The organism is Luteitalea sp. (assembly GCA_009377605.1).
GTDB lineage: Bacteria > Acidobacteriota > Vicinamibacteria > Vicinamibacterales > Vicinamibacteraceae > WHTT01.
In genome coordinates, this window is sequence record WHTT01000045.1 from 32,541 (window position 1) to 51,155 (window position 18,615).

Sequence of the window (18,615 nt, forward strand, 5' to 3'; positions counted from 1 at the left end):
GGAGCATGGTGCGGTGAGAGTAGCATACAGCCCATGCGACTCGCATCCGTCTCCCTCATCGTCCTCGCAACTGTGGCCGCTGGTCGGGGAGCGCCGGAGGGGCCTGCCTATCGCAACCCCGTCATTCCCGGTGATCATCCAGACCCGTCGGTGATTCGTGTCGAAGACACCTATTGGTTGACGCACACGTCGGGCAAGCAGGTGCCGACCTTCCCGCTGTACTCATCGGACGATCTAGTCAACTGGACGCGCGTTGGCTACGTGTTCGAGACACCGCCCGCGTGGACGTCTGGCAGCTACTGGGCGCCGGAGATCGCCGAGCACCGCGGCCGCTACTTCATTTACTACACGGCACGGAAGCAGAAAGGCCCCCTTTGCGTGGGGGTGGCGACGGCGCCAGAGCCCGCCGGGCCGTACGTCGATCACGGGCCGCTCGTGTGCCAAGAGCTGGGATCGATCGACGCCGCACCGGCAACGGACGAACAGGGCAGGCGGTATCTCATCTGGAAGGAGGACGGCAACAGCCAGAAGAAGCCCACGCCGCTTTGGGCACAGCCGCTCTCTGCGGATGGCACGCGACTAGAGGGGGAGCCGACAGAGATCTTGCGCAACGAAGCGCCGTGGGAGGGACACCTCGTCGAGGGGCCGTACATACTCCGTCGCGACGGGTGGTTCTATCTCTTTTATTCGGCGCGCGGCTGTTGCGGCGAGCGATGTGATTACCGGCTCGGCGTTGCCCGATCTCGGAAGCTGCTCGGACCCTGGGAGCGCAACGCCGCCAATCCCATTCTGCCGGCCAACGACCTGTGGCGCTGTCCTGGCCATGGCTCCATTGTTTCCGATGCGCGCGGGCGTACCTATCTCCTCTATCACGCCTACAAGCCGAACGAATTCAAGACCGGTCGACAAGCCCTGCTCGACGAGGTGGTCTGGGGTGACGATGGCTGGCCGACGATTAACGAAGGGCAGGGCCCGAGTGACAAGGTGACAAGGTGACAAGGTGACAAGGTGACAAGGTGACGGGGTCGTTTGAGCGTCTGTAGCGCGGGGCCTTCAGGCCCCGCGGCGCAGGGAGTGACAAGGCTCCAACGATGTTAAACCCCTCACCCGGTCACCCCCTTCACCTGGTCCACCCTGTCACCTGGTCACCCTGTCACCTGGTCACCCTGTCACCCCTATCACCCTTGCTCAGCAACGCGCGGGCGACGGTCAACGCCCTCACCTCGCGCGCACCAGCCTGCAGCAGCACCCGTGCGCATGCCTCGAGCGTCGCACCCGTCGTACACACATCGTCGACGAGCACCACGACATGGTCTCGGACAACGCGAGAGGCGAGTGTGTCCATGGGTGACCTGCGTGCAAATCCCAGGAGAGACGTCTTGCGCCGCAGGTCAAACGCCCCGCGCAGGTTTCGCCGTCGCTGCTCGGCGGAGAGACCCGTCTGCGAGCGAGTCGCAACGACTCGTGCAAGAACATCCATGTGTGGCAATGGGAGTGTCGACGCCAGGTCCGCGGCTTGATTGAAGCCCCGTTCTCTCAGCCGCGCCGCGTGCAACGGCACCGGCACGACGAGGTGGGCGCCCTCGAGAACGTCGGCGCTGTGTGCCTGGAGCAACGGCCCGAGCCGCGTCGCGAGAGTCCGGCGGCTGTCGTACTTGAAGGCGTGCAGTATCCGGCGGAGGGTGCCCTCGTACGGGCCGAGCGTGCGCAGGCGCGCGATGTGTGTGAAGAATCTGCCGGCATGACATGGACCACAGAGGCGGGCGCGCAACACCGGCAGTCCGCACGATTCGCAGACCGGCGGCGTGAAGACTGCCAGCCGGCACCAACATCGGGGACACACGAGGTCGGAGCTGGGGTGGTCGAGCAGCTCCTCGCAGACGACGCAGCGCGGCGCGAGGAGGACGGCAAGCAGGCCGTCGATCGCCTCACGACAGGCTGGCGGAACGCCCGGCGGCCATTCGGGAGGGCCGTTCGCTGGCGTCGCCCATGTCGAGGCGGACGGCGCTGCCCCAGAGGCGCTCGAGCCCATAGAATGTCCGTGTCTCCGCTGTGAAGACATGGACAATGAGATCGAAGCAGTCAATGAGGACCCACTCTGCGCGGTCATAGCCTTCGATGTGAGACGGCCGCACGCCGTGCTGGCGCAGCCGCTCTTCGATTGAATCCACGATCGCCTTGACCTGCCGTGCACTGGTGCCGGAGCAGAGCACGAAATAGTCGGCAAACGCGCCAGCGTGTCGCAGGTCGAGGACCGTCACATCGGTGGCCTTCTTGTCGAGGGCCGCTTCGACACAAGCACCGACTGGATCCGGGAAATCGGGCTGAGCGCCCTTCTTCGTGCTGCTCACCTTAGTCTTGGTCATGCAAGTCGCCTGCCGAATGCGAAGGGGAGCGATACAGGTCGTGCTGAAGGATGTGCGACGCAACCAGGGGAGGGACCAGACCGTCCAGCGGCTCACCACGCGCGGCGCGCGTCCGGACGTCGGTCGAGGAGACAGCGGCAGTGGGGACGTCGACGAGCCAAATACGGCAGCGTTCGCCCGCCGCCCCGACAGATATGTCGCGGCGTGTCCCCCCGACCACGACGCGGTCGGCGGCTTCCGGAAGGGCGTCGGCGAGCGTGCTCGCCGCGACGCCGGGACGTGCCACTGCCACGAAGTGACACGCGTCGAGGAGGGCTGGATAGCGATGCCAGGTGGCCAATTTCAAGATCGCGTCTACGCCCGTGATGAAGAAAATCTCTGATCCATTGTAGCCCAGCGTGTAAAGCTGCTGCAGCGTGTCCCAGGTGTAGGAGGTTCCCTCCCGGTGTAACTCGATATCCGAGACGCGGAAGTGAGGACGACCATTGACGGCAAGCGCGGCCATGGCGAATCGGTGCCAGGCTGGCGCGACTGGCAGCTCACGCAGCGGCGGGACGCGCGCCGGCATCATCCAGACCTCATCCAGGCCGAGGCTGACGCGTGCTGCCTCTGCCGCGTCGAGGTGTCCGCAGTGAATTGGATCGAACGTGCCACCCAAGATGCCCAACAACATCGCAATCAGGAATCAGCAATCAGGAATCGGGAATCGGCGAAGTCGAGCGCGGTGTCGAGCCGGTGGCCATGTAACGCCACATTGCTTCCAACAGGTCGGGGAGGCCTTCGCCGGTGACACCCGAGACCGGATAGCAGTCGAGACCAAGCGCGGCGGCTTTGTCCCGGAGAGCGGTGAGCCTGGCCGCGTCCTGCAGCAAGTCGATCTTCGACGCCGCGACGATCTGCGGCCGCGCGCTCAGCGGCACGTGTGCCGGGTCGACCGTCTCCGCGTTCGGCACGTAGCGAGCGAGCTCCCGTCGAATCACGTCGAGGTCCTGTGGCGGCTCGCGCCCTGATGTTTCAGAGACGTCGACCACATGAACGAGCACCTTCGTCCGCTCGACGTGACCCAGGAACCGATCGCCCAGACCGTGGCCCTCGTGCGCGCCCTCCATGAGACCCGGCACATCGGCAACGACGAAGCTGCGGTCGTTCGACATCGAGACGACGCCCAGGTTGGGGGTGAGGGTGGTGAACGGGTAATCGCCAATCTTCGGCCGCGCCGCCGAGATGCGCGCGATGAGCGTGGACTTGCCGACATTGGGGAAGCCAACGAGGCCAACATCGGCAAGCAGCTTGAGACGCAGGTGCAGGCGGACCGCCTCACCAGGCTCGCCAGGCTCGGCACGGCGCGGGGCCCGGTTGGTCGACGTGGCAAACCGCGCGTTACCACGACCCCCGCGTCCTCCCCGCGCGACGCACACGCGCGTCCCGACCTGGGTGAGATCGGCGACCTGCCGCAGACCGTCGGGCGTCTGCACGTAGGCGACGGTGCCAACGGGCACCTCGAGGACGAGAGCGCGGCCGCTGCGTCCAGTGCGGTTGGAACCCTCGCCGTGAGCCCCACGCTCGGCGTCGAACGCCGGGTGGAACCGATAGCTCACCAGGGTGTTCAGATGGAGGCTGGCTTCGAGCTGGACCGAGCCGCCAGCGCCCCCATCGCCACCGTTGGGACCGCCGCGCGGCACGTACTTCTCCCGGCGAAAGCTGACGCACCCGCGCCCGCCATCGCCGGCCGAAACGGAGATCTCGACTTCGTCAACGAACATCAGGCTCTGAAGCCTGATCCGAATCAGTCGTGGCCGGCAACACACTGATGACCCGGCCGTGCGCACCATGGTCCTCGAAGCGAACCACGCCGGTCATCTTGGCAAAGAGCGTGTCATCTTTGCCGAGCCCGACGTTCAGCCCCGGCCGAAACCGACGTCCGCGCTGCCGCACGAGGATCGACCCGCCAGAGACGACATTGCCGTCGAATCGCTTGACGCCCAGCCGCTGCGCAGCACTGTCGCGTCCATTACGAGAGCTTCCTTGTCCTTTTTTGTGTGCCATTGCTCGTCCTTGGATCCGCCGCCCTGCGTGCCGTTACTGGTCCGTCACGATCTCTCGAATCGCGACACGCGTCAGGGTGGCGCGGTGCCCAGTCGTTCTGCGGTAGCCCTTGCGTCGCTTCATCTTGAAGACGCGGATCTTCGGCCCCCTGACTTCGTTCTCGACGGTGCCTACCACGCGCACATTGGCGACGAACGGGCGGCCGACGACCACCTCACCCTTCGCGTCACTGCCGTCGGGGCCTACGAGGAGCACGCGCTCGAAGTGCACCTCCTGCCCCGGCTCCGCGGCCAACCGATCGACGGTCACCACGGTCCCTGGGACGACTCTCACCTGCCGGCCGCCGCTCTGAATGACTGCAAACACGGACGTTACCCTCCGCAGGGGCACACTTTCACCCCAAACCGAAACCAAAAGTATAGCACAGGCCCCGCGGGCCGGCGGAGGTCGCCAGGCCTAAAAGAGCCTGTGAAGAATTCCTCGTAGCGCAGGCCTTTAGGCCTGCCAACGCCGCAATGGGCAGGCCTAAAGGCCTGCGCTACTTCAGGAGAATCCTGACGCCGCGGATTCTCTGCTCGCTCAGGGCGTTGAGGAAGGAGGGGAGAATCGCGTCCATCATCTCGAAGTACGAGGACAGCGCGGGCACGTTCTGTTGCGGCATGTACAGCCGTTCTTCACGGTGGGCTTCGGTGTAGATCACCGTGCCGGTCCTGCCATCGATGAAGACGAACTTCGGACGCAGAATGTAGCCTTTGCGCTCCATGTACACGCGCACCGGCCTGACCACGCGCCGACCAAGTTGATCGAAGTACTCGCGCTCCTGAACGACCGGGCCCGACCTTTGGTACGGCACGAAGTAGAGCGTGCCGGTCACGATGAGCGGCTGTTGAAACTCCTCGCCGATCTTCTTCCAATAATTGACGTCGGCAAAGATCGGCTCGTAGGTGGCAAGCTGCTTCTCATTGTGAATGGCCGGCGCCGACTGGCCGTCCGATGACACAGCAGGCGCGCCTCCGTTGCCCGTGGTTGCCGGCGGTGGCTCGGGTGCGCCGCTCGGCGCCGGCTCGGGAGGATCCTCGGTGGCCGCTTCGGTATTCCCTGGAGCCGCTGCCGGCTCCTGACCGCGCTCGAGGAGCGGTAACACATCGGCGTCGATCACGCGAAGGTCCGACTTGGTTCGCAGCTGGCTTCGCAGCAGTCGCACTGTTTCGAGGTTCGAATCGACGTCTTCGGAGCCGCCCGCGACGAAGCCCGCCACGAAGACGCGTTGGAAGGGCGAGACGTCGAGCTTTGGCCGGATCGGTGTTTCCACCGGGATCTCGTAGGCAGACGTACACGCCGCACTCACGAGAAGGACGAGCACGCTAGCGAGTCGAGCTGCTGTGCGCGCGGTCATTGATCTCTCTGAACAGATCGTAGTTCTGCTCAATCTGGACGTTCGTCGGCTCGAGCTCGAGCGCCCGCTCGTACGCTTGCCGCGCTTTGCCGAAGGCGCCTGCGTGCTCATACGCCACAGCGAGGTTGTTGTAAGCCGCGGCATAGGTGGGATCGATTTGGACGGCCCGCTCCCAGCGATAGAGCGCCTCCTTCCAGAGGCCCTTCTGGGCCATCAGGATCCCGAACTCTACCTGCGCCCTCGCATCGTCGCGCGGCTCGGCCCGAGCCGGCGCTGGTACCAGGAGCGCCGCAAGCACCAGTGCCGAGAACATGGAACGCATGCCCATGAAACCAGCAACCACTATAGCGAGCCGGTGCGAGGCCGCGCAAGGAGTTTTCCCCTTATACTGAAGGGCCAGGAGGTCAGGTCCCTCGGGTGATTCCGGGTGCCTGGCCTCTTCTTTTTTCGCTTTTCGTATACGCCGCCGGCTCGAGAGACCTTCAGGTCGAGCCCGTGCTACCTACGGAGCAGGTGGCACGCAGCGTCCAATGTACGAGCCCAGTGTACGAGCCCGGTGTACGTAGCGAGGGGTCTTCAGACCCCTCGGTCTTGGCCCCTCACCGGCCCGACCCTTGGTCGGGCAAGGGCCCGGAGGGAACCGTGCCCAACGACCTCGTGGATTCGGTTGCGTTGTCGCTCGCGGGACGCCGTCAGCCCGCCTTGCTGGCACGCTGGTTAGCGGAGCAGGGCCCCGGCCCGGGGACAGAGGAGGCACGTGTCTCTTTGCCAAGTGCCTCTTTCGAAGTACGAAAGCAGGGCTCCGCTCCCTCGTTTTTGCTGCGCGGCGCGCCGGGGCGACCCTGGCCCGAATGGCGAGCGGAGGCAGTGCGGACACTGGATCTGGCGCGGCAGGCGGGCCTGGTGCCGGTGACGCGAGCCGACGCTGCCTATCCGCCTCGGCTAGCGACGATCGTCGATCCTCCTGTTGTGCTCTGGGTCCGCGGCGATCCAGCGGCGCTGGCGCTACCGATGGTTGCGGTGGTAGGGTCGCGCGCGGCGACGCCGTACGCGCTCGAGGTGGCGGCCGTGCTGGCCCGAGACCTCGCCGCCGAAGGTCTCGCCGTCGTGAGCGGTCTGGCTCGAGGCGTGGATGCGGCGGCGCACCGGGCGGCGCTGGAAGCCGGCCGGACGGTTGCCGTGCTCGGGTGTGGCGCTGATGTGACGTATCCTGCGGAGCACAAGGCGCTCGCCCAGCGGATCGTGCGGACCGGCGCTCTGGTCAGCGAGCTCCCGCCGGGCACGCCGCCGCGGGCGCATCACTTTCCCCTCCGAAACCGCATCCTCAGCGGTCTGGCGCTTGCCGTTGTCGTGGTCGAGGCGTCGAATCGGAGCGGGTCGCTGATTACGGCACGCCTCGCGCTCGAACAGGGACGCGATGTCTTGGCGGTGCCGGGCAACGTGCTCGCTGAGCACAACCGGGGCGCCCATGCGCTCCTCCGTGATGGCGCACGGTTGGTCGAGAGCGTCGATGACGTGTTGGACGAAATCGGTTGGCGCTCACAGGCCCGCGGTGGCGGCTCGATGGCGCGCACGGCGAGCGACTGGTTGCTCGCCGTCATGACACCGGGCGACGCGTGCGACGTCGATGCGCTCGTTGCGCGCACCGGCCGTGAGAGCGCGGCGGTGCTCGAACGACTCCTCGCGCTGGAGCTCGACGGCGTCGTCTCTCGCAGCGCCGGCCGGTTCACGCGCCGGGTGACAGGGTGAGGGGGTGACTGGGTGAGGGGGTGATTTGGGAAGCGCGGGTTGAACGCCACGCCCACGTACGTTCGGGCAACCGCATTCACCCTTGTCACCTTGTCACCCCGTCACCTTGTCACGTTGTTGCTCCGGAGCCCCGTGCTAACGTAGAGATGCTGGTAGTGGAGGGTCATGGCAAAACCGCTCGTCATCGTTGAGTCGCCCGCGAAGGCACGCACACTGCGTCGATTTCTCGGCGATCAGTACCGCATCGAGGCCAGCTACGGCCACGTGCGAGATCTGCCGGAGCGCGCCAGCGATGTGCCGGCCGCCATCAAGAAGAAGCCCTGGGGTCGTCTGGCCGTGGACGTCGATGGTGATTTCACTCCTTACTACGTCATCTCGCCTGACAAGCGGAAGCGCATCCAGGAGCTGAAGAGTGCACTGAAGGATGCGTCCGAGGTCATCTTGGCGACCGACCCGGACCGCGAGGGCGAGTCGATCAGTTGGCACCTCAGGGAAATCTTGAAGCCGCGCGTGCCGGTTCGCCGCATTGTCTTTCACGAGATTACCGAAGAGGCCGTGCGGGAAGCGCTCGAGAAGGCGCACGGTGTCGACGAGCACCTGGTGCGCGCACAAGAGAGCCGTCGAATCCTCGATCGTCTCTTTGGTTACACGCTGTCGCCAGTGTTGTGGAAGAAAGTGCAGACTGGCCTCAGTGCCGGTCGTGTCCAGAGCATCGCCGTCCGCCTCATCGTGGAGCGCGAAGAAGAGCGGCGCGCGTTTCAGAGGGCGTCGTATTGGAATCTCGAGGCGGACCTTTCGGGCGAAGGCCGTCGGTTTACGGCAACGCTCGGGCGGATCGGCGACCGCCGTGTCGCGACCGGTCGGGACTTCGACGCGTCAGGGACCTTGACGTCGAGCGACGTGCAGCGGCTCGATGAGGCCGAGGCGCGTCAGCTCAAGGAACGGCTCGAGAGCGGGCTGCCGTGGCGTGTCACGGCCGTCGACGCGAAGCCGGCGATTCAGCGACCCGCGCCTCCCTTCACAACCTCGACGTTGCAGCAAGAAGCGAATAGGAAGCTCGGGTTCTCCGCCGACCGGACGATGTCGGCGGCCCAGCGATTGCACGACGAAGGAGTCATCTCGTATCACCGCACGGACTCGACGACCCTCAGCGAGAAAGCGCTGCGCGAGGCGGCACGCGCCATTCGCGACCGGTACGGTGACGCGTATTACGACAAGCCGCGGCAATATCAGACGCGCGTACGGAATGCCCAAGAAGCGCACGAGGCGATCCGTCCAACCGACTTCACGCGCCTTCCGCAGCAGGTCGTGGGAGATATGGACGGGGACGCGGCGCGCGTGTACGAGCTGGTCTGGCAGCGCGCGGTGGCGTCTCAAATGGCCGACGCGCGGCTCGTGCGCACGACGCTGGAGATCACGGCGCAGGATGATCGTGGCGTTCCGAGCGTGTTCTCCTCGAGCGGCAAGGCGATCGAGTTTGCGGGCTTCCTACGCGCCTACGTCGAGGGCAGCGACGATCCGGCAGCGGAGCTCGGCGACCGCGAAACGTTGTTGCCGACCTGTCGCGTGGGTGATCTCGTTGAACGGGCTGGGCAGGATCGAGGCGGGCTCGAGCTCGGTGCGCTGGAGGCGCGCAGCCATGAGACGCAGCCGCCCGCGCGCTACACCGAAGCTTCCCTGGTCAAGCGGTTGGAGGAGGAAGGGATCGGCCGTCCTTCGACCTACGCGCCGACGATCGACACGATCATTCGGCGCGGCTACGTCTTTCGGCAGCACAAGGCGCTGGTGCCGAGCTTCACGGCATTCGCGGTGACGCAGCTCCTCAAGCGACACTTCGACGACTACGTCGACGTTGGATTCACCGCCGAGATGGAGGAGGACCTCGACCAGATCTCGAATGGTCAGCGCGACTGGCTCGAGTTCGTCCGTGCCTTCTATCGTGGGGACGGCAAGCATCGAGGCCTCGAACAGCGCGTGCAGGATGACGACAGCATCAGCTATCCGGCCGTCGATTTGGGCGTCGATCCCGAGAGTGGCGAGGCGGTGCGGGTGCGCATCGGCCGGTACGGCCCATTTGTGCAGCTCGGTGAGGGTGGCCCCGGCCGGACAGCCTCGATCCCGGACGATGTCGAGCCAGCAGACTACGGCGTGGAGAAGGCGCTCGCCTTGGTCAAGGAGCGAGCGCAGGGGCCGCGTCAGCTCGGGACCGAGCCGTCGACTGACCTGCCCATTTACGTGATGAGCGGCCGCTTTGGTGCGTATGTCCAATTGGGTGAGGCGCCGGAGAAAGGATCGAAGGCGCCAAAGCCAAAGCGGACGTCGCTGCTGCCGGGCATGACCCCGGACACGCTCACCCGCGAGGAGGCGCTGAAGCTCCTCTCACTGCCTCGCGAGCTGGGGCCGCATCCCGCTGATGGCGAGTTGATTGTCGCCGGGTGGGGACGGTTTGGACCGTACGTGAAGCACGGCAGCGACTTCCGCTCACTCGATCCGGGTGACGACGTGTTCGCGATCGATCTGGCGCACGCGCTGGAGCTCTTCGAGCGAGAGAAGCGAGGTCGTCGGCGGCAGGCGGCCAAGACGGTGCTGCGTGAGGTGGGCTCGCATCCGGAGAGTGGCGCGACGATTCAAATGCTCGCCGGCCGCTATGGTCCATACGTCAGCGATGGCGCCGTCAACGCCTCGCTTCCCAAGGGCGCGGATCCGCAGACGACGACGCTGGACGAGGCCGTTGCGCTGCTCGCGGCGCGCGCCGCGAGCGGGCCATCGCGCACGCGCATGGCGCGACGCACCACGGCGCGCGGCGCCTCGAAAAAACGGAAGAGCGCGTAGAACGGTTCTTAGTCCTTGGTTCTTAGTCCTTGGTTCCTGGTGCGTCGGCGGACGATAGGGGTCTCTGTCGGGATGGCGGGGCGATTGCGCGAATCCGGAATCAGAACAGCAGGAGCCAGGCACTGAGCACAGCGGACCAAGGACCAAGAACCAAGAACCAAGGACCAGTCGATGATTCGCATTGTCGGGGGCGGTTTGGCGGGATGCGAAGCGGCGTGGCAGGCGGCATCGCGCGGTGTGCCGGTCACGTTGTACGAGATGCGCCCTGCGAGGCCGACCCGCGTTCACAAGACGGGCGAGCTTGCCGAGCTCGTGTGCAGCAACTCGTTCCGCGGCGACAAGCTGGACAACGCCGTCGGCCTGTTGAAAGAGGAGATGCGACGGCTCGGCTCGCTCATCATGCGCTGCGCCGATGCCAGCCGCGTACCCGCCGGCGCCGCTCTCGCCGTGGACCGTGAGCGGTTCTCGCGCGCCGTGACGGAAGCGGTCACGAGCCATCCTGGCATCGCGATCGAGCGATCTGAGTGCGCCGGGATTCCTGAGCCGCGTGACGGGTCGCCGGTCATCCTCGCGACTGGTCCACTCACGTCGGACTCGCTGTCCGAGGCGATACGCACCTTCGTTGGCGCTGATCACCTCTATTTCTACGACGCGATCAGCCCGATTGTCTTGGCCGACACGATCCGCAACGACAAGGTGTTCCGCGCGTCTCGCTGGGGACGAGACTCTCCTGATTCACCAGTACGTAGCGCGGGCCTTCGCCTCGCCGAAGGCGCGGCTTCGGCCGCGCCAAAGGCGGGCGAAGAAACAGCGCGCGCCTGTAGCGTCGAAGCGGCCGACGGTGATTACCTGAACTGTCCGCTGGATGCGGAGGAATACGCCCGCTTCTATGACGCGCTGATCCACGCGGAGTCTGCCACGGTGCACGACTTCGACAAGGAACGCTTCTTCGAGGGCTGTCTCCCAATCGAGGTGATGGCGCATCGCGGCTACCATACCCTGCGATTCGGCCCGATGAAGCCCGTTGGCCTGGTCGACCCACGCACGGAGGCACAGCCCTACGCCGTGGTGCAACTCCGCCAGGACAACCTGGCCGGCGATCACTACAGCCTCGTTGGCTTCCAAACGCAGCTCAAGTGGGGCGAGCAAGCGCGTGTGCTGCGGCTGATTCCAGGGCTCGAGGAGGCGGAGTTCGTGCGCTTTGGCATGGTGCACCGCAACACGTACATCAACGCGCCAACCGTGCTGCGCGAGACATGGCAAACAGACGCGCGCGCAGACCTCTTGTTCGCGGGACAGGTCTCCGGTGTCGAAGGGTACGTGGAATCGGCCGCATCCGGCCTGATTGCTGGGATCAATGCCGCGCGCCTCGCGCAAGGGGACGATCCGCTGGCACCGCCCCGAACGACGGCGATCGGCGCGCTCGGCTATTACGTGTCACACGCCGACGCTTCGCGCTATCAACCCACGAACATCACGTTCGGGATTATCGCTCCGCTGGATCGGAAACTGCGTGGCCGCCAGGCCAAGAAGCTCGCCCTGGCCGAGCGTGCGCTGAGCGATCTTGCGTCATGGATGGAGCCGGTGAGCGTCGCGCACGTCTAGACCTTCCGTCTTCGCGCTTCGGCGGACGAGTGACGTCGCGCGCACAGCGCACCCAGGGCCTGCAGCCGACACCATGGGCGTCCACACTCCTCGATCGCCTGAGACGCTGCAGGAACACGTCAAGGCATTCGTCGAGTTCCTCGCCCTGAACCGGCACGCATCTCCACATACGCTTCGCAATTACGAGAGTGACCTGCGTCAATTCACGTCGTATCTCGCGATAGCGACCGGTTCCAAGCCAGGCAAGGTCCTTCCCGGCATCATCGATCACACGACCATTCGCGGGTTCCTTGCCGAGTTGCACGCTCGAGGCAACACCCGCGCATCGGCGGCTCGCAAGGCGTCGGCGATCCGGAGCTTCGTCCGCCATCTCCGGCGCGAAGGCGCCTTTGACGGCAATCCGGGGACGCTCGTCACCAGCCCCATCCTCGAGCAGAAGCTTCCCGCCCATCTGGCGGTCGACGAGATGGAGGCGCTGCTCTCGACGCCCGATGCCTCAACCCCGCTCGGCTGTCGGGACCGCGCCATGCTCGAGCTCTTCTACGCGTCGGGCCTCCGACTCAGCGAGCTGGTCGGCCTCGACCTCGACGACGTCAATCTCGGGGGCCGGATGCTGCGGGTCATGGGAAAGGGGCGGAAGGAACGACTCGTGCCGTTCCACGCGACCGCGGCGGCGGCGCTCGGCCACTGGCTGCGCGAGCGGGAGCGCATTCTCATGAGCGAAGCTGCCTCAACGGCACGTGCGCGGACAGCCGATCGCGAATCGGCGCGTGTGTCGCGCGGCCTGCCGCCGCGCCGCGACCTGTGGTCCGCCGGACGACGATGGCGCGCGCGCGGTCTGCGAGCGGAGGAGCCCCTCTTTCTGAACTACCGCGGCGAGCGGCTCGGCCCGCGCAGCGTGCACCGGATCGTCGCGCGGTATGTCGCCCTGTGCAGCTCCCGGTTTGGGATCAGTCCTCACGCGCTCCGGCATTCGTTTGCCACGCATCTCCTAGAGGCCGGCGCAGATCTCCGCGTGATTCAGGAGCTGCTCGGCCACGTGCGGCTCTCCACCACGCAGCGCTATACCCACGTCGATCTCGCGCGGTTGATGGAGGTGTATCGCAAGGCACATCCGAAGGCGTGAGGAAGATCCGCGGAGGTTGCAATTATGACCAATATGAACTAACTTATGGTCATTATGGTCACGAATAGGAGCATGGCACAATGGCAGGTGCACGAGGCGAAGGCTCGGTTCGGCGAGGTGATGGAGCGGGCGTCCAAGGAAGGGCCGCAGACGATCACGCGACATGGAGCGGCGCGAGTGGTGATGCTCTCGATCGAAGACTATCGGGCGCTGGTGGCGCACAAGCCGGACTTCAACGCATATCTGCTCGGCGGTCCCAAGGTGGACGACTTCGCGACCGAGCGCGACCGCGATATGGGTCGCAAGATCGTGCTCTGAACGGGCGTGGCCGCTATTTGCTGGACACGATGGTCTTGTCCGAGACGCGCAAGCGCCGCGCGAATGAGCGTGTGATGGCGTTTCTTGCGGCAGCCGAGGCATCGAGTCTGTTCATCAGCGCGCTGACAGTGGGCGAGCTCCGCAAAGGTGTCGACATGAAGCGCCGCACCGATCCTGACGCGGCCGCTCAGATTGGCAACTGGGTCGACGGTCTCGAATTGACGTTTGCGGACCGCATTCTCCCGATCGACGCGCCGGCGGCGCGGCGATGGGGAGAGCTCTCGGCTGATCGAAGTCGTCCCGTGATTGAGACGTTGATCGCTGCCACGGCGCTCGTGCATGATTGCACGCTGGTGACGCGCAACACGAGCGACGTCGAGGATCTGGGTGTGCCGCTTCTCGATCCGTGGCAGGTCGTCATCCATGGCACGTAGCGCAGGCCTATAGACCTGCCGACAGCTTCAGCACGTAGCAGAGGGGCTCGAGTCCCTCGCTCAGCGCAAGATTTCTTCCGATCACCGATTCCTTGCGATGCCTTCGCTCGAGCACATCTGGATCAAGCGTGTCCGCCTCGGCCCGATGGATTCCGCGACGAGCTGCCGCCTCATCGCGGGCCGCGGCATCGTTGGCAACGCCAACCAGGGTGGCAAGCGGCAAGTGACCATCCTCTCGCAGGCAGCGTGGGAGACGGTCGTTGAACAGCTTGGACACGCCGTCGGCCCGGCAATGCGCCGCGCGAATCTCTTCGTCTCCGGCGTGGATCTCGAGAGCTCCCGTGGCCGGATCCTGCGCGTCGGATCCTGCCGTCTCCTCGTCCACGGCGAGACGCGTCCCTGTGAGCGCATGGAACAGGCGCATCCAGGGCTCCGTGCGGCGCTCCAACCGAGCTGGCGCGGCGGCGTGTTTGCCGAGGTCCTGGACGATGGCAAGATCAGCGTTGGCGACTCCGTCGAGTGGGATCAGGGATGAGGCGAGTCAATGGCCTCGGAAACCGACATCACGCGCTATCTAATACTCGACCGCGGGGCCTTCGAGGTTGGGCTGCCGGCGGACTGGGAAGTGCAGCGCCAGCCTGACCGGGAGATTGGAGCGATCATCGTCAAGGATGCGGCCGACTCAATCCAGCTCGATGTTGCCTGCTGGCCCACGGGGCTCCCTGAGCACCAGACCGTCGAGGGGTTCCTGATGGCGGTGATGGCCGACGGTGGGCTGAGCTCATTCGCGGTCCCGAGACGGGGACGCGGGGGGACTTGCGCTACGCCTGGGTCGAGGATGTTTACGAGACCGCCGACGACGATCGAGGCGGAGAGGTGCGGAAGGCTCACTGTCGTTGGTGCTTGTGCACCAACGGCCGCGTCACGGGACAGGTGCGCTACTTCTATTGGGACGACGACACCTCCTGGGCGCTGCGAGCCTGGCAGGCCGTCATCGAGACCGCCCAATTGGGATCTGGAGTCCCGCTCGCCTCACCGTTCCACCACTGGTCGATGAAGACCCCCGACTAAAGCAATAAGGTTCATTCAGGCCCCTCGCTACGTGCTACCTGCTCCGTACGTAGCGCGCAGGCCACGCGTGCGAGAGGCCAAGATGGTAGGGCGCGCTCGCCGAGCGCGCCGGGCAGCGAGCCCCCTCGCTGCGGACTGTGGTCAGATCGCGGAAGAGCTATATCTATTTGACACTCTAATAGAATCGTGTATATAGTTCGTTCGGATGCCTAATAAAGAACGCACCAAGACCGACGTCCTGCAGGGCACGCTCGATCTCATGATCCTGCAGACACTCGACACGCTCGGGCCGCTGCACGGCTATACGATTGCGGCACGCCTGGAGCAGGTCTCCCGCGGCGCCCTGCAGCTGAATATGGGCACGCTTTATCCCGGGCTCATGCGCCTGGAGCAACGCGGCTTCGTGCGCGCGAAGTGGGGCGTCACGGAGAACAACCGGAAGGCGCGGTTCTATGAGCTCACGGCGGCGGGCCGACGGCAGCTCACGACCGAGAAGGCCCAGTGGGATCGCATGGCTGCCATCATGCAGGCGCTTCTGCGCGGTCAGGAATAGTGCGGGGGGATCGATGTGGATGCTCCGTGAATGGGCGAGTCGAATCTGGGGCACGCTTTCCCGGCGCCGCAGAGATCGTGACCTCAAAGAGGAGCTACAGCTCCATATGGAGCTCACCACGGCGGCGGCGCGGCGGCGCGGCGGCTCGCCCGACGATGCACGACGGGCGGCCCGGCGGCGGGCCGGCAGCATCCCGCAGGCGATGGACGCTCTGCGCGACCAGCGCGGGCTGCCTTGGTTGGAAGACCTCTCGACCGATCTTCGCTACGCCGCCCGCACGTTGCGGAAAGCTCCCGGCTTGGCGTTCGGACGGACGATGTCCTGACCTTTGAGGTGCACCTGCCGGCGGCGCGCTACGACCCCGAGAATCGTGCGCGCTTCCACGAGGAGTTGGTCCGCCGTCTCGGGCGTTTGCCTGGCGTCCAGAAAGTGGGCGCCGTTTCGAAGCTGCCTGCGACAGGTTACTACCACGACTGGGGCGCGCAGGCAGTTACCGGTCCGCGCGCCGGCACGGAAGACGAGTCGACGGGAGCTCAGAACCGCGTGGTTGCGGGCGACTACTTCGGGGCGCTCTCCATCCCCGTCCTGCAGGGGCGAACCTTCGACGCTCGCGACGATGCCGATGCGCCCCAACGGATCGTGGTCAGCCGGGCACTCGCTGAGCGCCTGTTTCCGGAAACGGATCCCGTCGGGCAGCGTATCCTGATCGCCATCGACGATACCCAGGCGGAGGTCATCGGCGTCGTTGGCGACGTGGCGATTGACCCCGAAGGAACGGTTACGCGCGACGTGTTTCATCCGCACCGGCAGTTCGCCGTCGCCGCCAACCGGAACTGGGCTCTGACGTACACGGTGGCCGCCGCGGTGGCGCCAGAGACGCTCGTCCCGGCCGCTCGGCGCGAGCTCGCCGCGCTCGATCCGCGGCTTGTGCTGTATCAACCGGCGAGCCTAGCCGCGTCCGTGGGCCGCGGCACGGCCCAGCGACGCTTTACGACCGTCGTGCTCGCCAGCTTCGCCGCGGCGGCGCTGGCACTCGCTGCCCTCGGCCTTTTCGGCGTGCTTTCCTACTCGGTCAGGCAGCGAAGGCGGGAGCTCGGCGTGCGCATGGCGCTCGGCGCACGCAGGGTCGACGTGCGACGGCTCGTCCTTCGCGACGGCGCCGCGCTCACGGTCTCCGGCATCGTGATAGGACTGGTCGTGTCCGTCGCGTTGACCTGGCTGCTCGCGAGCCTCCTCTTCGAAGTCAGCCCGCTCGATCCGGTCGCCTTCGCCGCCGCAGCACTCATCCTTGGCGCGAGCGCGCTTTTGGCCTGCTGGATCCCCGCCCGCCGCGCGGCGGCCGTGGATCCGATGGACGGGCTGCGCGAAGAGTAGACGACGTCTGCGCCACGGTCCGTCTGGTGTGAGCGGGACGCGAGTCCCGCTCGGATACAATTGTCGGCACGATGGTAGCTCCGCAGCAACTGGCGAGACCCCCGATCACCGAGGCTTTGGTCGACTTCCGAATCATTGCGGACCAGGCTATCCATCTTGAGCGGCTGCAGCCTCTGCGCGCCGAGCTGAGCGACTCCTTCCCAAAAGTGGACGAGAAGAAGGGGTTTCAAGCAGAGTTCCGCGTCGAAGCCGGCAACCTGCTGCCACCTGTTGCGCGCGATCTCGGCTTTCAGGGTGTCTGGCTGACCAGCACCGACGGAAATCGCATCGTGCAGTTCCGCGTCGACGGATTCACGTTCAATAACGTAGGCGCTTACATCGGCGGCGAGACCCTTCTGGATGAAGCGCTGCGTCTTTGGACGCGTTTTGCACACATCGTGCGCCCGGCGGCCGTGACGAGACTGGCGCTGCGATATCTGAACCGCCTGGACCTGCCGCTCAGGGACGGAGAGCAGCTCGATAGATTCCTGACCGCCGCTCCAGAGCTCCCAGAAGGAGCGCCGCAGAGACTGAGTAGCTTCCTCAGTCGAGTCGTCGCCCACGATGAAACAGATGCCAATGTAGTGGTCACTCAGAAGCTCGACACGACCGGGAAGTTCCCTGTCCCAATCGTCATCGATGTTGATGCGTTTTTTGCAAAAGAATTGGATCCGAATGCGCAAAGCCTGCGAGGCATGCTTGAGATTCTGAGAGCTCTGAAGAACCGCGTGTTCTTCTCCCTGCTGACGCAAGAAGCTGTTAATCTCTATATATGAGTATCGCCATTTCAGGGTCCGCGATGGGACTGTACTCGCCTGCCCAGGATCATGCAGTCGGTTCGGTAGGAACGGAGCTGCGCGAATCCATTCGGATAGCCATGGCGCCTCCAAGAGCTACCCGGAGAGCTGAGATGCTGGAAAGGATCGGCTACGCTCTCCAAAAGGGCAGAGAAGTCGAGCGCACTCTGGTCGGCATCGAGCCGTTCGGCCAGATGATCGACTTACTCGCGATTCTCCCCCCGGAAATTCCGCTTCCGGAAATCGTGGTTGAATCCGAGAATCAGATCGGCCTTGACTGGGATGAAGGAAGCCGACGCGTCCTGACCCTTACCGTCGACGACACCCAATACGTGGGGTTCGCCGCCCTGATCGGGCATGAGCCGCTGTACGGGAGAGTGCCCCTTGCTGGACAGATTCCGGAGACTGTGGCGTATCTTTTCCGGCGGCTCTACCCTTCGTCGATCCTGTCGGAACCGATTCTCCGTTAGCCATCGCTCGGCGGAAGCCCTCCAACCTGTGCAAGCGGCGGTCTCAGTAGTCATTTCGGAGACGGAGCCGCTTACGCGTTATGTCACCGACCAAGACCACCTGAGGCCGCAGACGGCACACGTGCACTGGCGTGCGTTCAGGCCGAAGCCGGTGGACAACAATCTCTCTATTGCGCGGATCCGCGACCTTTCAACGGCCGATGTGTGGAGCCTGGGAGATGCGCTGGCTGGAATCCCAAGTGGTCGCACGATCTTCGGGCGCGCGGACTTCCAGTTGACCGATGTGAGGGCAGCGAGGGTCAACGGATTCGTGCTAGACGCTGTCCCGGATGAGCCTCCACCCCGTCACGCCGCGATTGTCGGCTGGCCCGAATCGAACGACGGCGCGCGGAAGGTCTTGGCGATGAGTCTCGCGGCTGAGTCGAGACAGGTCATTAGG

The 18,615-nt window shown here is 65.3% G+C and carries 22 protein-coding genes; 14 read left to right on the forward strand and 8 right to left on the reverse strand.

The window, feature by feature from the left end; genetic code table 11:
- Positions 1–33 precede the first annotated feature (33 nt).
- Positions 34–996 (forward strand): family 43 glycosylhydrolase, encoded by a 963-nt coding sequence (locus tag GEV06_15825; GenBank protein MPZ19363.1) that lies wholly within the window; start codon positions 34–36, stop codon positions 994–996.
- Between the two features lie 157 nt (positions 997–1,153).
- Here the strand turns inward: GEV06_15825 and GEV06_15830 are convergent, their stop codons facing one another.
- From GEV06_15830 to GEV06_15865, 8 genes are all read right to left on the reverse strand, one after another.
- The gene (locus GEV06_15830; GenBank protein MPZ19364.1) at positions 1,154–2,062 is read right to left on the reverse strand and encodes a ComF family protein; all 909 of its coding nucleotides are present in this window, start codon (positions 2,060–2,062) and stop codon (positions 1,154–1,156) included.
- Positions 1,929–2,366: a ribosome silencing factor gene (gene rsfS / locus GEV06_15835; protein ID MPZ19365.1), complete on the reverse strand. Its 438-nt coding sequence runs from the start codon at positions 2,364–2,366 to the stop codon at positions 1,929–1,931. The genes GEV06_15830 and rsfS overlap by 134 nt, the downstream gene beginning before the upstream one ends.
- Entirely contained in the window at positions 2,353–3,039 is a 687-nt protein-coding gene (gene nadD / locus GEV06_15840) for a nicotinate-nucleotide adenylyltransferase (GenBank protein ID MPZ19366.1), read from the reverse strand. Before nadD ends, rsfS begins: the two co-directional genes overlap by 14 nt.
- A gap of 19 nt (positions 3,040–3,058) precedes the next feature.
- Positions 3,059–4,129 carry a GTPase ObgE gene (obgE, locus tag GEV06_15845; GenBank protein MPZ19367.1) on the reverse strand — a complete coding sequence of 357 codons (1,071 nt, stop codon included), beginning with the start codon at positions 4,127–4,129 and terminating at the stop codon, positions 3,059–3,061.
- Positions 4,119–4,412 (reverse strand): 50S ribosomal protein L27, encoded by a 294-nt coding sequence (gene rpmA / locus GEV06_15850; GenBank protein MPZ19368.1) that lies wholly within the window; start codon positions 4,410–4,412, stop codon positions 4,119–4,121. Before rpmA ends, obgE begins: the two co-directional genes overlap by 11 nt.
- A gap of 33 nt (positions 4,413–4,445) precedes the next feature.
- Positions 4,446–4,778: a 50S ribosomal protein L21 gene (rplU, locus tag GEV06_15855; protein ID MPZ19369.1), complete on the reverse strand. Its 333-nt coding sequence runs from the start codon at positions 4,776–4,778 to the stop codon at positions 4,446–4,448.
- A 172-nt stretch (positions 4,779–4,950) separates the two neighbouring features.
- Complete coding sequence (locus GEV06_15860; GenBank protein ID MPZ19370.1) at positions 4,951–5,724, reverse strand: hypothetical protein; 774 nt, start codon at positions 5,722–5,724, stop codon at positions 4,951–4,953.
- 52 nt (positions 5,725–5,776) lie between these two features.
- Complete coding sequence (locus GEV06_15865) at positions 5,777–6,136, reverse strand: tetratricopeptide repeat protein (protein MPZ19371.1); 360 nt, start codon at positions 6,134–6,136, stop codon at positions 5,777–5,779.
- Positions 6,137–6,225: 89 nt separating this feature from the next.
- Between GEV06_15865 and dprA the strand changes: the two genes are divergently transcribed.
- The 13 genes from dprA to GEV06_15930 all read left to right on the forward strand — a co-directional run bounded on the left by dprA (position 6,226) and on the right by GEV06_15930 (position 18,176).
- Positions 6,226–7,557, forward strand: a complete 1,332-nt coding sequence (gene dprA / locus GEV06_15870) for a DNA-protecting protein DprA (protein ID MPZ19372.1) — start codon at positions 6,226–6,228, stop codon at positions 7,555–7,557.
- A gap of 165 nt (positions 7,558–7,722) precedes the next feature.
- A complete protein-coding gene (topA, locus tag GEV06_15875) occupies positions 7,723–10,389 on the forward strand; it encodes a type I DNA topoisomerase (GenBank protein MPZ19373.1) in 2,667 nt (888 codons plus the stop codon).
- A gap of 171 nt (positions 10,390–10,560) precedes the next feature.
- Positions 10,561–11,994 (forward strand): methylenetetrahydrofolate--tRNA-(uracil(54)-C(5))-methyltransferase (FADH(2)-oxidizing) TrmFO, encoded by a 1,434-nt coding sequence (locus GEV06_15880; GenBank protein ID MPZ19374.1) that lies wholly within the window; start codon positions 10,561–10,563, stop codon positions 11,992–11,994.
- A 73-nt stretch (positions 11,995–12,067) separates the two neighbouring features.
- The gene (locus GEV06_15885; GenBank protein MPZ19375.1) at positions 12,068–13,120 is read left to right on the forward strand and encodes a tyrosine recombinase; all 1,053 of its coding nucleotides are present in this window, start codon (positions 12,068–12,070) and stop codon (positions 13,118–13,120) included.
- 45 nt (positions 13,121–13,165) lie between these two features.
- A complete protein-coding gene (locus GEV06_15890) occupies positions 13,166–13,438 on the forward strand; it encodes a type II toxin-antitoxin system prevent-host-death family antitoxin (GenBank protein ID MPZ19376.1) in 273 nt (90 codons plus the stop codon).
- A gap of 29 nt (positions 13,439–13,467) precedes the next feature.
- Positions 13,468–13,872 (forward strand): PIN domain-containing protein, encoded by a 405-nt coding sequence (locus GEV06_15895; GenBank protein ID MPZ19377.1) that lies wholly within the window; start codon positions 13,468–13,470, stop codon positions 13,870–13,872.
- Positions 13,873–13,969: 97 nt separating this feature from the next.
- On the forward strand, positions 13,970–14,407 hold the full coding sequence (locus GEV06_15900) for an MOSC domain-containing protein (protein ID MPZ19378.1): 438 nt from the start codon (positions 13,970–13,972) through the stop codon (positions 14,405–14,407).
- A 281-nt stretch (positions 14,408–14,688) separates the two neighbouring features.
- Complete coding sequence (locus GEV06_15905; protein ID MPZ19379.1) at positions 14,689–14,943, forward strand: hypothetical protein; 255 nt, start codon at positions 14,689–14,691, stop codon at positions 14,941–14,943.
- A gap of 205 nt (positions 14,944–15,148) precedes the next feature.
- Positions 15,149–15,496, forward strand: a complete 348-nt coding sequence (locus tag GEV06_15910; protein MPZ19380.1) for a PadR family transcriptional regulator — start codon at positions 15,149–15,151, stop codon at positions 15,494–15,496.
- 19 nt (positions 15,497–15,515) lie between these two features.
- Complete coding sequence (locus tag GEV06_15915; protein MPZ19381.1) at positions 15,516–15,821, forward strand: hypothetical protein; 306 nt, start codon at positions 15,516–15,518, stop codon at positions 15,819–15,821.
- The gene (locus GEV06_15920; protein MPZ19382.1) at positions 15,731–16,870 is read left to right on the forward strand and encodes an FtsX-like permease family protein; all 1,140 of its coding nucleotides are present in this window, start codon (positions 15,731–15,733) and stop codon (positions 16,868–16,870) included. Before GEV06_15915 ends, GEV06_15920 begins: the two co-directional genes overlap by 91 nt.
- A 71-nt stretch (positions 16,871–16,941) precedes the next feature.
- Complete coding sequence (locus GEV06_15925; GenBank protein MPZ19383.1) at positions 16,942–17,685, forward strand: TIGR04255 family protein; 744 nt, start codon at positions 16,942–16,944, stop codon at positions 17,683–17,685.
- Between the two features lie 134 nt (positions 17,686–17,819).
- Positions 17,820–18,176 (forward strand): hypothetical protein, encoded by a 357-nt coding sequence (locus tag GEV06_15930; protein MPZ19384.1) that lies wholly within the window; start codon positions 17,820–17,822, stop codon positions 18,174–18,176.
- The last annotated feature ends 439 nt before the right edge of the window (positions 18,177–18,615 follow it).